Source organism: Pseudomonas sp. A-RE-22, assembly GCF_019956035.1.
GTDB classification, from domain to species: domain Bacteria; phylum Pseudomonadota; class Gammaproteobacteria; order Pseudomonadales; family Pseudomonadaceae; genus Aquipseudomonas; species Aquipseudomonas brassicacearum.
In genome coordinates this window covers 1-12,748 of sequence record NZ_JAHBCZ010000027.1, presented here as the reverse complement: position 1 = coordinate 12,748, position 12,748 = coordinate 1, and the positions used below count along the sequence as shown (strand labels likewise).

10 protein-coding genes and 1 pseudogene are annotated in these 12,748 nt (G+C 62.1%); 10 read left to right on the top strand and 1 reads right to left on the bottom strand.

What is annotated here, in order from left to right; genetic code table 11:
- Positions 1–2 precede the first annotated feature (2 nt).
- From KGA89_RS14910 to KGA89_RS14865, 10 genes are all read left to right on the top strand, one after another.
- A complete protein-coding gene (locus tag KGA89_RS14910; protein ID WP_003201448.1) occupies positions 3–878 on the top strand; it encodes a substrate-binding periplasmic protein in 876 nt (291 codons plus the stop codon).
- A 10-nt stretch (positions 879–888) separates the two neighbouring features.
- On the top strand, positions 889–1,647 hold the full coding sequence (locus tag KGA89_RS14905; RefSeq protein WP_003201450.1) for a quinoprotein dehydrogenase-associated SoxYZ-like carrier: 759 nt from the start codon (positions 889–891) through the stop codon (positions 1,645–1,647).
- Positions 1,648–1,663: 16 nt separating this feature from the next.
- On the top strand, positions 1,664–2,602 hold the full coding sequence (locus KGA89_RS14900) for a quinoprotein relay system zinc metallohydrolase 1 (protein WP_003201452.1): 939 nt from the start codon (positions 1,664–1,666) through the stop codon (positions 2,600–2,602).
- A gap of 137 nt (positions 2,603–2,739) precedes the next feature.
- Entirely contained in the window at positions 2,740–4,515 is a 1,776-nt protein-coding gene (locus tag KGA89_RS14895; protein WP_003201454.1) for a PQQ-dependent methanol/ethanol family dehydrogenase, read from the top strand.
- A gap of 286 nt (positions 4,516–4,801) precedes the next feature.
- Complete coding sequence (locus tag KGA89_RS14890) at positions 4,802–6,322, top strand: aldehyde dehydrogenase family protein (RefSeq protein WP_003201456.1); 1,521 nt, start codon at positions 4,802–4,804, stop codon at positions 6,320–6,322.
- 278 nt (positions 6,323–6,600) lie between these two features.
- Positions 6,601–6,672, top strand: coding sequence for a pyrroloquinoline quinone precursor peptide PqqA (pqqA, locus tag KGA89_RS14885; protein WP_003243383.1), 72 nt, complete (start codon positions 6,601–6,603; stop codon positions 6,670–6,672).
- A gap of 133 nt (positions 6,673–6,805) precedes the next feature.
- Entirely contained in the window at positions 6,806–7,963 is a 1,158-nt protein-coding gene (ercA, locus tag KGA89_RS14880) for an alcohol dehydrogenase-like regulatory protein ErcA (RefSeq protein WP_087945363.1), read from the top strand.
- Entirely contained in the window at positions 7,947–9,317 is a 1,371-nt protein-coding gene (locus KGA89_RS14875; protein ID WP_223471936.1) for a hybrid sensor histidine kinase/response regulator, read from the top strand. The genes ercA and KGA89_RS14875 overlap by 17 nt, the downstream gene beginning before the upstream one ends.
- A gap of 362 nt (positions 9,318–9,679) precedes the next feature.
- Positions 9,680–11,323, top strand: a complete 1,644-nt coding sequence (mqo, locus tag KGA89_RS14870; protein WP_223471935.1) for a malate dehydrogenase (quinone) — start codon at positions 9,680–9,682, stop codon at positions 11,321–11,323.
- Between the two features lie 320 nt (positions 11,324–11,643).
- Positions 11,644–11,868: a hypothetical protein gene (locus tag KGA89_RS14865; protein ID WP_223471950.1), complete on the top strand. Its 225-nt coding sequence runs from the start codon at positions 11,644–11,646 to the stop codon at positions 11,866–11,868.
- A 352-nt stretch (positions 11,869–12,220) separates the two neighbouring features.
- Here KGA89_RS14865 and KGA89_RS14860 read toward each other — a convergent pair.
- Positions 12,221–12,748 (bottom strand): annotated as a pseudogene (locus KGA89_RS14860) (IS4 family transposase); the annotation flags it as partial.

Here is a 12,748-nt window from a genome sequence, read left to right as displayed (position 1 = left end):
CCATGCGCCTGTTCGCGTGGGTAATGTGCAGCCTGCTCCTGTGGGGCCAGGCGGTGCAGGCGCAGGTGCGCAGCTACGACCAGATGATCGCGGCCGGTGAGTTGAAGGTCGCGGTCTACAAGGACTTCGCGCCCTACAGTTTCGAAGACCACGGCCAACCCAGGGGCGTGGACGTGGAACTGGCCCAGGCCCTGGCCAAGGCGCTTGGCGTGCGCCTGCAACTGATGTGGGCACCGCCGGGCGAAAAACTCGATGACGATCTGCGCGATTACATCTGGCGCAGCAGTCCGCTGCACGATCGACAACTCGCCGACCTGATGATGCGTGTCCCGTACGATCATGACTACGTGCAAAGGCGCAACGACATCGGCGAACTGGCAAACGCCCAGGTGGTGATGTTCGGCCCTTATCAGCAGGAATGCTGGCAGGTGGCATTTGACCGCCGCCGACTGGATTCGGTGGGCAGTGTCGCGGTGTTCCAGCAGCACCCCATTGGCGTTGAAGTCGACAGCGTGCCGTCGTTCTACCTGACGTCGGTGTTCAACGGCATGCTCAGCGCCAAGACCCACCATTACCCCGGTGTCAGCCAGGCCTTCAAGGCCATGCAGGCCGGGGAGGTGGACGCTGTCATGGCCATGCGCGGTGAGGTCGATTGGCAAGTGCACGAGGCGGCCGATCCGCAACTGGCGCTGGCGGAGAATGCCTACCCGAACATGGGCAAGCAACGTTGGGAAATCGGCATGGCGGTGCATGAAAGCAACCGTCAGCTGGCCTATGCGGTGGAAGAGGCGCTGGAAGGCTTGATCCGCGACGGCAGCGTCAAGACCGTCTATGCCCATTACGGCCTGCGTTACGAAGTGCCGGAGATGTATCAATAGGAGCGCCGGGATGAAATGGGTCATGTGGTGCCTGCTGTGGTGCGGCCTGCCAATGACCGCCTGGGCGGCGGTCGAGCCAGGGAAGGACCCGGTGCCATCGGTGATGTGGGCCTTTTATCACAAGCAATTGCTGGGGGACGCGCCGTTCGTGTTCGATGACCGGGTGCGCCTGCTGGCGCCACCCTTTGCCGAAGACGCCCGCCAGGTGCCACTGGAAATAGATGCCCGGGCCTTCACCGGCGACGTCGTGCGGGTGCTGGCCTGGGCCGAACTGAACCCGTTGCCGAAAATCGTCGACTTCCAACCGGGGGAGCGAGTGCTGCCCTGGCTGTCGATCCGCATTCGCATCGAGCAAGCCACGCCGTTGCGCGCCGCCGTGCAGACCCGCGATGGCTTGTGGCACGTCGGCTCGACGCTGATCGACGCGGCCGGTGGCGGCTGCACCGCGCCCAGCGTGGTGCGCACCCAGCCAGGTTGGGAGGAACACTTGGGCGAGGTACTGGGCGCCCGCTATCCCCGGGGCGATTCGAGCCGCCTGCGCCTGCAGGTGGCTCATCCGATGGATAACGGCCTGGTGAGCGGCATCCCGGAATTTTTCCTCAACCAGGCGCAACTGCTGGACGCCGACGGCCAGGTGCTGGCGCGCCTGGAGCTGTTCCCGGCGGTCAGCGAAAACCCCAACCTGGGCTTCGACATCCGAGGCCCGGGCCAGACCCGCCTGCTGCTGCGCGACAACAGCGGCAATACGTTCGAGGCGGCGATCCCCTGACCACAAGGAGCGCGCCATGCGCTGGTTGTTGCTGATGTTCCTGAGCCTGTGCTGGCCGACGTGGGCCGGGACGGGTTACGCACTCAAGCCCCGGCAGATCGCCGAAGGCACCTGGCTGCTGGAAGGCAGCACCGAGAATTTTGCCAAGGCCAACGGCGGCAACATCGTCAACACCGCGTTCATCGTTACCGATGCCGGCGTGGTGGTGATCGATACCGGGCCGTCGAAGCGCTACGGCGAGGCGCTGCGCCAGGCCATTGCCGCGACCACCGACAAACCGGTGATCCAGGTCCTGCTGACCCATCACCACCCCGACCATGTATTGGGCAACCAAGCCTTCAGCGACGTGCCCATTGGCGCCTTGGCGGGCACCACCGACCTGCTGCGGCAACAGGGTGATGCGCTGGCGGAAAACATGTACCGGCTGGTGGGCGACTGGATGCGCGGCACCGAGGTGGTGCTGCCGACTCGAGAGCTGGCTGCGGGGTCGCTGAGGGTGGGTGACCATTCGTTGCGCTTGCTGCAACTGGCCGGGCACACCGGGGCCGACCTGGCGATCCTCGACGAAACCACCGGCGTGCTGTTTGCCGGCGACCTGGTGTTTTACGAACGCGCCCTGACCACCCCCAACAGCCCGGGACTCGAGGTCTGGCTCCGGGACCTGGACACCTTGCAGGCCCTGCCCTGGAAGCAGATCGTGCCCGGCCACGGCCCGGTCGCGACCGACGCCCGGCCCTTTGCACAGATGCGCGACTACCTGGGCTGGCTCGACCAACTGATGCGCGATGGCGCGGCGCGGGGCGACGACATGGCCGAGATGATCCGCAGCCCCATCCCCGAGCGCTTTGCCGGGATCAGCCTGAGTCGGTATGAGTTGATTCGCAGCGTCAGTCATCTCTATCCGCGCTATGAGCGGGCGGGGATGAAGCGGGTGGATGCCCATGACCCTGACTGAACGCACTCCTCTATGTGTACCAAGGAACTAGAAAACTCAACACAGCGGGCAATTGTTGGCAACGGCTCCGAGCCCAAGAATCTGTGGCAGACCGGGAAAAATTCCCGGGTATAACAATAACCGCAGAGGTAGCCGTCATGAGTCATCCCGCACGTCGCCAACCCTTCGCCGTGAGCCTGCTGCTCAGTGCCATGCTGCTGTCCGGTTCGGCCCTTGCAGCCGTGACCGATCAGGAAATTCTCCAGGACCCGAAAAACCCGCAACAGATCGTGACCAACGGCCTGGGTGTCCAGGGCCAGCGCTACAGCCCGCTCGATACCCTCAATGTCGATAACGTGAAGGACCTGCGACCGGTCTGGGCGTTCTCCTTCGGCGGTGAAAAGCAGCGTGGCCAGCAAGCCCAGCCGATGATCAAGGACGGGGTGATGTACCTCACCGGTTCCTACTCTCGGGTATTCGCAGTGGATGCGCGCACCGGCAAGAAGCTGTGGCAATACGATGCGCGCCTGCCCGATGACATCCGTCCTTGCTGCGACGTGATCAACCGTGGCGTAGCGTTGTACGGCGACCTAGTGTTCTTCGGCACCCTCGACGCCAAGCTGGTGGCCTTGAACAAGGACACCGGCAAAGTGGTGTGGAGCAAGAAGGTGGCCGACCACAAGGAAGGCTACTCCATCAGCGCCGCGCCGCTGGTCATCAACGGCAAGCTGATCACCGGCGTGGCCGGGGGCGAGTTCGGCGTGGTGGGCCAGATCAGCGCCTACGACCCGAAGAACGGTGACCTGCTGTGGACCCGCCCAACCGTGGAAGGCCACATGGGCTACGTCTACAAGGACGGCAAAGCCATCGAGAATGGTATTTCCGGCGGCGAGGCGGGCAAGACCTGGCCGGGTGATCTCTGGAAAACCGGCGGTGCCGCGCCTTGGCTGGGCGGCTACTACGACCCGGAAACCAACCTGTTGCTGTTCGGCACCGGCAACCCGGCGCCCTGGAACTCCCACCTGCGTCCTGGCGACAATCTCTATTCTTCGTCGCGCCTGGCCCTGAACCCGGACGATGGCAGCATCAAATGGCACTTCCAGAGCACGCCTCACGACGGCTGGGATTATGACGGCGTCAATGAACTGATCTCGTTCAACTACAAGGAAGGCGGCAAGGACATCAAGGCGGCGGCGACCGCGGACCGTAACGGCTTCTTCTACGTGCTCGACCGCACCAACGGCAAGTTCATCCGCGGCTTCCCGTTTGTCGACAAGATCACCTGGGCCACTGGCCTGGACAAGGATGGGCGGCCGATCTACAACGAGGCCAGCCGTCCGGGCGCGCCGGGCAGCGAAGCCAAAGGCAGTTCGGTGTTTGTCGCACCGGCCTTCCTCGGCGCAAAAAACTGGATGCCGATGGCGTATAACCAGGACACCGGGCTGTTCTACGTGCCGTCCAACGAGTGGGGCATGGACATCTGGAACGAAGGCATCGCCTACAAGAAAGGCGCGGCGTTCCTCGGAGCCGGTTTCACCATCAAGCCGCTGAACGAGGATTACATCGGCGTGCTGCGGGCCATCGACCCCAAGACCGGCAAGGAAGTCTGGCGCCACAAGAACTACGCGCCGCTGTGGGGCGGGGTCCTGACCACCAAGGGCAACCTGGTGTTCACCGGTACGCCTGAAGGGTTCCTGCAGGCATTCAACGCCAAGACCGGGGAAAAGGTCTGGGAATTCCAGACCGGCTCCGGCGTGCTCGGCTCGCCCATCACCTGGGAAATGGACGGCGAGCAATACGTCTCCGTGGTCTCCGGCTGGGGCGGCGCGGTGCCGCTGTGGGGCGGTGAGGTGGCCAAACGCGTGAAGGACTTCAACCAGGGCGGCATGCTCTGGACCTTCAAGTTGCCGAAGGACTTGGTGGTCAAGCGCTGAGCCAACTCTGGCAAATGCAGAACCTGTGGAAAATGTAGCACCTGTGGGAGCGAGCTTGCTCGCGATAGCGGTCGATCAGTCACCCTCCATGCTGGATGTGCCGACCTCATCGCGAGCAAGCTCGCTCCCACAAAAAAGCCCGGGTCAACCTCAGATCGCGGCAAAATCTACGACCAAATAACGAGAGTCCCCCCTGCCAACGACGCATTCGTCCGGCAGGCGGGGCTCTCTACCATCGGCCTATCGCCTGTCCTGTGACAGGCATCGACCAGGCAGAGGCCCCATCATGATCTATGCACAACCCGGAACCCCAGGCGCCGTCGTTTCCTTCAAGCCGCGCTATGGCAACTTCATCGGCGGCGAATTCGTCGCGCCGGTCAACGGCGAATACTTCACGAACACGTCCCCGGTCAATGGCGAAGTCATTGCCGAATTCCCACGCTCCAGCGCCGCCGACATCGACAAGGCCCTGGATGCCGCCCATGCCGCAGCCGATGCCTGGGGCAAGACCTCGGTGCAGGACCGTTCCCTGGTGCTGTTGAAAATCGCCGACCGTATCGAGCAGAACCTGGAAATCCTCGCCGTCAGCGAAACCTGGGACAACGGCAAGGCCGTGCGCGAAACCCTCAATGCCGACGTGCCGCTGGCGGCCGACCATTTCCGTTATTTCGCCGGCTGCATCCGCGCCCAAGAGGGTGGGGCGGCCGAGATCAACGAACTGACCACGGCCTATCATTTCCACGAGCCGCTGGGCGTGGTCGGGCAGATCATCCCGTGGAACTTCCCGCTGCTGATGGCCGCCTGGAAACTCGCCCCGGCCCTGGCTGCCGGTAACTGCGTCGTGCTCAAGCCGGCTGAACAGACGCCGCTGTCGATCATGGTCTTCATCGAGCTGGTCGCTGACCTGCTGCCGCCAGGGGTGTTGAACATCGTCCATGGTTTCGGTCGCGAAGCCGGTGAAGCCCTGGCCACCAGCAAGCGCATCGCCAAGATCGCCTTCACCGGTTCCACTCCGGTGGGCTCGCACATCATGAAATGCGCCGCCGAGAACATCATCCCGTCCACCGTGGAACTGGGTGGCAAGTCGCCGAACATCTTCTTCGAAGACATCATGCAGGCCGAGCCGGCCTTCATCGAGAAAGCCGCCGAAGGCCTGGTGCTGGCGTTCTTCAACCAGGGCGAAGTCTGCACCTGCCCGTCCCGGGCGCTGGTGCAGGAGTCGATCTACGAATCGTTCATGGCCGTAGTCATGAAGAAAATCGCCAAGATCAAGCGCGGCGACCCGCTGGACACCGAGACCATGGTTGGCGCCCAGGCCTCCGAGCAGCAGTACGACAAGATCCTCTCGTACCTTGAAATTGCCCAGCAAGAGGGCGCCGAGCTGCTCACCGGCGGTGCTGCCGAGCGACTCGAGGGGGATCTGTCGAGCGGCTATTACATCCAGCCGACCCTGCTCAAGGGCCACAACAAAATGCGTGTGTTCCAGGAAGAAATCTTCGGCCCGGTAGTGGGTGTGACCACCTTCAAGGACGAAGCCGAAGCCCTGGCCATTGCCAACGACACCGAGTTCGGCCTCGGCGCCGGCCTGTGGACTCGCGACATCAACCGCGCCTACCGCATGGGCCGGGCGATCAAGGCCGGTCGCGTGTGGACCAACTGCTACCACCTGTACCCGGCGCACGCCGCGTTCGGTGGCTACAAGAAGTCCGGCGTGGGGCGTGAAACCCACAAAATGATGCTCGACCACTACCAGCAGACCAAGAACCTGCTGGTGAGCTACGACATCAATCCGTTGGGGTTCTTCTAACCCGATAACACAGCACGACACCCTGTGGGAGCGAGCTTGCTGTGGGAGCAAGGCTTGCCCGCGATACAGGCGACTCGGTCTCCGGTCAGGCCGAGGCAACTAATCGCGAGCAAGCCTTGCTCCCACAATAAGCCTTGCTCCCACAATGGGTTTTGTAGCTCTCCTGAATTGCTACCAACGCACCCCACCCACCGCTTCGAAAGTAGCATTCGAGCCCCGGGCGCGGCGTGCATTAATGACCTTGCCGGAATCGCCCGGTACAAGAAGAGGAAAGACCCATGTGGACTAAACCCGCGTACACCGACCTGCGTATTGGCTTTGAAGTGACGATGTACTTCGCCAACCGATGAGTGCCGGCCCGGCCTGACGCGTTCAGGCCGGGCTCACCATTTGGTCTGATTGCAATCACGGTGGGATGCTTTAGGCTCAGGGTATCCCAATACAATAAGAACAGGCTTACCGATGAGCCACGTACCTGAAAAGATGAGTCTCAGCCCGCTGCGCAAGTTCGTTTCACCTGAAATCATGTTCGGCGCCGGTTGTCGGCACAATGTTGGCAACTATGCCAAGACGTTCGGCGCACGCAAGGTGCTGATCGTCACCGATCCCGGCGTGATCGCTGCCGGGTGGGTGGCCGATGTCGAAGCCAGCCTCCAGGCCCAGGCCATTGATTACTGTCTCTACAGCGCCGTCTCGCCCAACCCCCGGGTCGAGGAAGTGATGCTCGGTGCCGACGTGTACCGGGAAAACCATTGCGACGTCATCGTTGCGATTGGCGGCGGCAGCCCGATGGACTGCGGCAAGGCCATCGGCATTGTCGTCGCCCATGGTCGCAGCATCCTCGAATTCGAGGGTGTCGACATGCTGAACATGCCCAGCCCACCCTTGATCTTGATTCCCACCACTGCCGGCACCTCGGCCGATGTGTCGCAGTTCGTGATCATTTCCAACCAGCAAGAACGCATGAAGTTTTCCATCGTCAGCAAGGCGGCGGTACCGGACGTGTCGCTGATCGACCCGGAAACCACCCTGAGCATGGACCCGTTCCTGTCGGCTTGTACCGGCATCGACGCCCTGGTTCACGCCATCGAGGCGTTTGTGTCCACCGGTCATGGCCCGTTGACCGACCCTCATGCGCTGGAAGCGATGCGCCTGATCAACGGCAACCTGGTGCAGATGATCGCCAACCCGGCGGACATCGCCCTGCGGGAAAAAATCATGCTGGGCAGCATGCAGGCCGGGCTGGCGTTCTCCAACGCAATCCTCGGCGCGGTGCACGCGATGTCCCACAGCCTGGGCGGTTTCCTCGATTTGCCCCATGGCTTGTGCAACGCGGTACTGGTGGAGCACGTGGTGGCGTTCAACTACAACTCGGCGCCGGACCGTTTCAAGGTGATTGCCGAGACGCTGGGCATCGACTGCCGGGGGCTCAACCACCGCCAGATCCGCACTCGGCTGGTGGAACACCTGATTGCCCTCAAGCACACCATCGGTTTCCACGAGACCCTGGGCCTGCACGGTGTGAGCACCTCGGACATTCCGTTCCTGTCGCAGCATGCGATGCACGACCCGTGCATCCTCACCAATCCTCGGGAGTCGAGCCAACGGGATGTCGAGGTCGTTTATGGCGAAGCCCTCTGACGAGCAGCAGAAAGCCCTGGAAGGGCTTCTGGGGCTGGGCAATCACTCGACGCGCAAGAGCCACTACCCAGAACTGGCGGCGCGTCTGGATGAGCTGGAGTTGGCCCGGCAATACTTGCAACAGCTCAACAACCAGTTGGAGCAGCGGGTGTCCGAGCGCACCGATGCGCTGCTGGAGGCCAACCGTAACCTGCAACAACAGATCGCCCAGCGCGAGCTGATTGAGCAGCAGTTGCGCGACGCGCGCGACGCCGCACAGGCGGCCAACCGCAGCAAAGATAAATACCTGGCAGCGGCCAGTCACGACTTGTTGCAACCGCTCAACGCCGCCCGCCTGTTGATTTCCACGTTGCGCGAACGCCAACTGCCCACCGCCGAACATGTGCTGGTTGAGCGTACCCACCAGGCCCTGGAAGGCGCGGAAGATCTGCTCACAGACCTGCTGGACATTTCCCGTTTGGACCAGGCGGAGGTCAGGCCCGACCTGGCTCCGTATCGACTGGATGAGTTACTGGCGCCGCTGGTGTCGGAATTCCAATCGGTGGCAGGCGCTGTCGGGCTGGAGCTGCGGGTGCGGTTTGGCGATGAAGCCGTGCTGACTGACCTGCGATTGATGACCCGCATTCTGCGCAACCTGCTCAGCAACGCCTGCCGCTACACCGACAAGGGCGGTGTTCTCTTGGCTGCCCGGCGTCGGGGCAAGCGGTTGAGCCTGGAAGTCTGGGACACCGGTCGCGGCATTGCCGCCGACTGCTTGGAGTCGATATTCCTGGAGTTCAATCAACTGGACGTCGGACGGGCGGCGGACCGCAAAGGCGTGGGCCTGGGGCTGGCGATTGTCGAACGTATCGCCCGTATCCTTGGCTACCGGGTCCAAGTGCGTTCCCGTCCGGGGCGTGGCTCGGTGTTCAGCATCGAGGTGCCACTGTCAGCCGAAAAACCGCTGCCCATTGCTCAAATGCCCATACAGGCGGTCGCCGGCAACCCGCTGCCGGGGCGGCGTTTGTTGGTGATCGACAATGAACTGAGCATCTTGCAAAGCATGGCGGCGTTGTTGGGGCAGTGGGGCTGCGAAGTCCTGACCGCCACCGACGAAGCGGGCGCCCTTGATGTGCTGCAAGGGCGTGCGCCGGAGCTGATCCTGGCGGATTTCCACCTGGATCACGGGGTCGTGGGGTGTGAAGTGGTCAAGCACCTGCGCGAGCATTTCTACCAGGCGATCCCGGCGGTGATCATCACCGCCGACCGCAGCGACCAGTGCCGCCGCGCCTTGCGCAAGCTGGATGCGCCGCTGCTCAACAAGCCGGTCAAGCCTGGCAAGTTGCGGGCGGTGTTGAGTCAGATGCTTGGATAGGTCAATCGGTCCCGAGAGCCAGCAAAATGCCGTCATTTGGTCGGCGTTTTTGCCAGGAATGTAAAAAGACGCTTCGGTCTGTTTATTTCCTTATGTAAACTCCCCCCGCTGCGACAATCGGGCACGGCCACGTCTGGCCCGATGAACACCGTTTGCAGCGTCCCTCACCCCAGCTGAAGCCAAGACCTACAAGAAGTCAGCGCCGGAGAGACATAAACGAGAGGCCGACGTATTGCTCGGCCCTGTAGGTCCATCCTCCGGTCCTTCTCGATAGCCGCCCTGCTGGCGTTGCCGGCCATGGACGTGGTCTATCCTTGATCAGGACAGGTGGACGGAATGGCGTTCATCCTAGGGATACACACATGTTGAAGAAAACACACACGGCGCTACTGGGCCTGGCGATGGCGATGGGTCTTGCGACCACGCACGCCGCCGAGCCAAAAAAAGTGGATGTCTTGCTCATTGGTGGGGGCATCATGAGCTCGACACTCGGCGTCTGGCTCAATGAGCTGGAGCCGGGCTGGACCATGGAAATGGTCGAGCGCCTGGACGGTGTTGCCGAAGAGAGCTCCAACGGCTGGAACAATGCCGGTACCGGTCACTCTGCGCTGGCCGAGCTGAACTACACGCCGGAAGACAAGAACGGCAAGGTCGATATCTCCAAGGCCATCGAAATCAACGAAGCCTTCCAGATTTCCCGTCAGTTCTGGTCCTGGCAGGTCAAGAACGGCGTGTTGAAGAACCCGCGTTCGTTCATCAACTCCACGCCGCACATGAGCTTTTTGTGGGGCGACGAGAACATCGCGTTCCTGAAGAAGCGCTACGAAGCCCTCCAGGCCAGCCCGTTGTTCGCCGGCATGCAGTATTCCGAATATCGCGAGCAGATCAGCAAGTGGGTGCCGCTGATGATGCAAGGGCGTGACCCGAGCCAGAAAGTCGCGGCCACCTGGAGTCCACTGGGCACCGACGTGAATTTCGGCGAAATCACACGCCAATTCGCGGCTTATCTGCAAACCAAGCCGAACTTCTCCCTCAAGCTGTCCAGCGAAGTGGAAGACATCACCCGCAACGAAGACGGCACCTGGCGCGTTTCGTACAAGAACCTGAAAGACGGTACCGAAACCGAGACCGACGCCAAGTTCGTGTTCATCGGCGCAGGCGGTGGTGCCCTGCACCTGCTGCAGAAGTCCGACATCCCGGAAGCGCGTGAATACGCAGGTTTCCCGGTGGGTGGTTCGTTCCTGGTCACCGAAAACCCGACCGTCGCCCAGCTGCACCTGGCCAAGGCCTACGGCAAGGCTTCGGTGGGCGCACCGCCGATGTCGGTTCCGCACCTGGACACCCGCGTGCTTGATGGCAAGCGCGTGATCCTGTTTGGCCCGTTCGCAACCTTCTCCACCAAGTTCCTGAAGAACGGTTCGTACTTCGACCTGCTGACCAGCACCACCACTCACAACGTGTGGCCGATGACCAAGGTTGGTATCGAACAGTACCCACTGGTCGAGTACCTGGCCGGTCAACTGATGCTGTCGGATGAAGATCGCTTCAACGCCCTGAAAGAGTACTTCCCGGAGGCCAAGCAGGAAGACTGGCGCCTGTGGCAGGCTGGCCAGCGCGTGCAGATCATCAAGCGTGACGAAGAGAAGGGCGGCGTGCTTAAACTCGGCACCGAAGTGGTCGCGTCCCAGGACGGCAGCATCGCCGGCCTGCTGGGTGCCTCGCCAGGCGCCTCGACTGCCGCACCGATCATGCTGACCGTGCTTGAGAAGGTCTTCAAGGACAAGGTCGCCAGCCCGGCCTGGCAGGAAAAACTGCACCAGATCGTGCCGAGCTACGGCACCAAGCTCAACGATAGCCCTGAGCGTGTAGCCCAGGAATGGGCTTACACCAGCGACGTCCTGCAACTGGACCCGCCACCGGCAATCGGCAAGCCAGGCACCACCGCGGCACCGGCCAAGCCGGGGGCTCCCCGTGAGGCCAACCCAGCGGCTGACATGGCGCTGTAAGCCGGACGCTGTCTGGTGAGGTACAAGAACGCTGCGCATTGAGCGTAATGCTGTTCACTTAAGGATACGGCGCTTTTTCCGAGGTAGGGGAAGGCGCCGTTTTCTTTGGTGTTGGTGTTGGGTTGGATTGGGTACATATCCTTTGCTGCGGTAACGGCTGCTTAGGGTTCCGCCCTGACGGCGGGTCACTTTTGAAAAGCCCGGAAGCCGGCCCAGTCAAAAGTAACCAAAACGCTCTTGCCCCACCACTCGGTGCCTCGCTTAGGCTCGGCATACCCTCACTCCGGCATTGCTCCGTGGGCCGCCGCGAAGGGCCATCCATGGCCCCGCGCGGCTACCTCGGCATCCATGCCGAGGTGCCCACTGCGCAATGCCTGTGTTCGGCCATCGTGGTTAACGGGGCGCCCCAGATCAAGATCAAGATCAAGATCAAGATCAAGATCAAAAGCGAGGCGGCCTGGCAGCCGGCCTATCTCTCCGGCCGTACCCGATCTTATTGTGGGAGCGAGCTTGCTCGCGATAGCGGTGTGTCAGTCAATATTTGAATTGAATGATGAATTGCAATCGCGAGCAAGCTCGCTCCCACAGGAGAAACGCGGTCTCACCAAGAGCCAGGTCGGCTGTTAGGCCGCCTCGCGGTGAACGTTGATCTCGGCGCCCCGTTAACCACGCTGGCCGAACGCAGGTATTGCGCAGTGGGCATCCCGGCATGGATGCCGGGATAGCCGCGCGGGGCCATGGATGGCCCTTCGCGGCGGGCCCACGGAGCAATGCCGGAGTGAGGGCACACCGAGCCTAGGCGAGGTGCCAAGTGGTGGGGCTGAAGCGTTTTGTTTACTTTTGACTGGGCCGGCTTCCGGGCTTCTCAAAAGTGACCCGCCGTAAGGGCCAGCCCTTTCAAGGTCTTTTGGCTTTAGCGGCCTTGAGCACCCGATCCGTCGACACGTGAGCATTCGCGGCTTTGCCTTCCAGCCACTCTTTGGATTTGGGCACCTTCGGGCCCCGTTTGCTCTTGGCGACGGCTTTGGGTAAGACGTTTTTCGCCAGCATCAGTAGGTACGGGGCCAGCCCATCTTCGGGGATGGGGATCGATAAGGGCTCTGGCGGCAAAGCAATCTGCATGCCCTCATATCCGCTGCGTACCTGTACCGTCAGGTGGAAAATCGATGCTTCCCAATCGTCGGGCACGGTCTGGCGATGGGCCTGTTCAACGCTGCGCTTGAGCACGGCCAAGACGTTGTAGGCCAGCACCGCCGACGCAAATCCCAGCAGGGCCGCCTTAGGGTTGCCCAAGGTTTGGATTTCACTGTCCAGCACCGATTCCAGGCGCTGGAACATCCCTTCGATGCTCCAGCGACGGCGGTACAAGTCGGCGATTTGCTGCGCACTGATCGAGTCGGGCAAGTTGCTCCAGAACAACAGCCT

Bases quoted from the DNA above. Each gene is read 5' to 3' on its own strand.
- KGA89_RS14910 (WP_003201448.1), top strand. From the start codon at position 3: ATGCGCCTGTTCGCGTGGGTAATGTGCAGCCTGCTCCTGTGGGGCCAG.
- KGA89_RS14905 (WP_003201450.1), top strand. From the start codon at position 889: ATGAAATGGGTCATGTGGTGCCTGCTGTGGTGCGGCCTGCCAATGACC.
- KGA89_RS14900 (WP_003201452.1), top strand. From the start codon at position 1,664: ATGCGCTGGTTGTTGCTGATGTTCCTGAGCCTGTGCTGGCCGACGTGG.
- KGA89_RS14895 (WP_003201454.1), top strand. From the start codon at position 2,740: ATGAGTCATCCCGCACGTCGCCAACCCTTCGCCGTGAGCCTGCTGCTC.
- KGA89_RS14890 (WP_003201456.1), top strand. From the start codon at position 4,802: ATGATCTATGCACAACCCGGAACCCCAGGCGCCGTCGTTTCCTTCAAG.
- ercA (WP_087945363.1), top strand. From the start codon at position 6,806: ATGAGTCTCAGCCCGCTGCGCAAGTTCGTTTCACCTGAAATCATGTTC.
- KGA89_RS14875 (WP_223471936.1), top strand. From the start codon at position 7,947: ATGGCGAAGCCCTCTGACGAGCAGCAGAAAGCCCTGGAAGGGCTTCTG.
- mqo (WP_223471935.1), top strand. From the start codon at position 9,680: ATGTTGAAGAAAACACACACGGCGCTACTGGGCCTGGCGATGGCGATG.
- KGA89_RS14865 (WP_223471950.1), top strand. From the start codon at position 11,644: ATGGCCCCGCGCGGCTACCTCGGCATCCATGCCGAGGTGCCCACTGCG.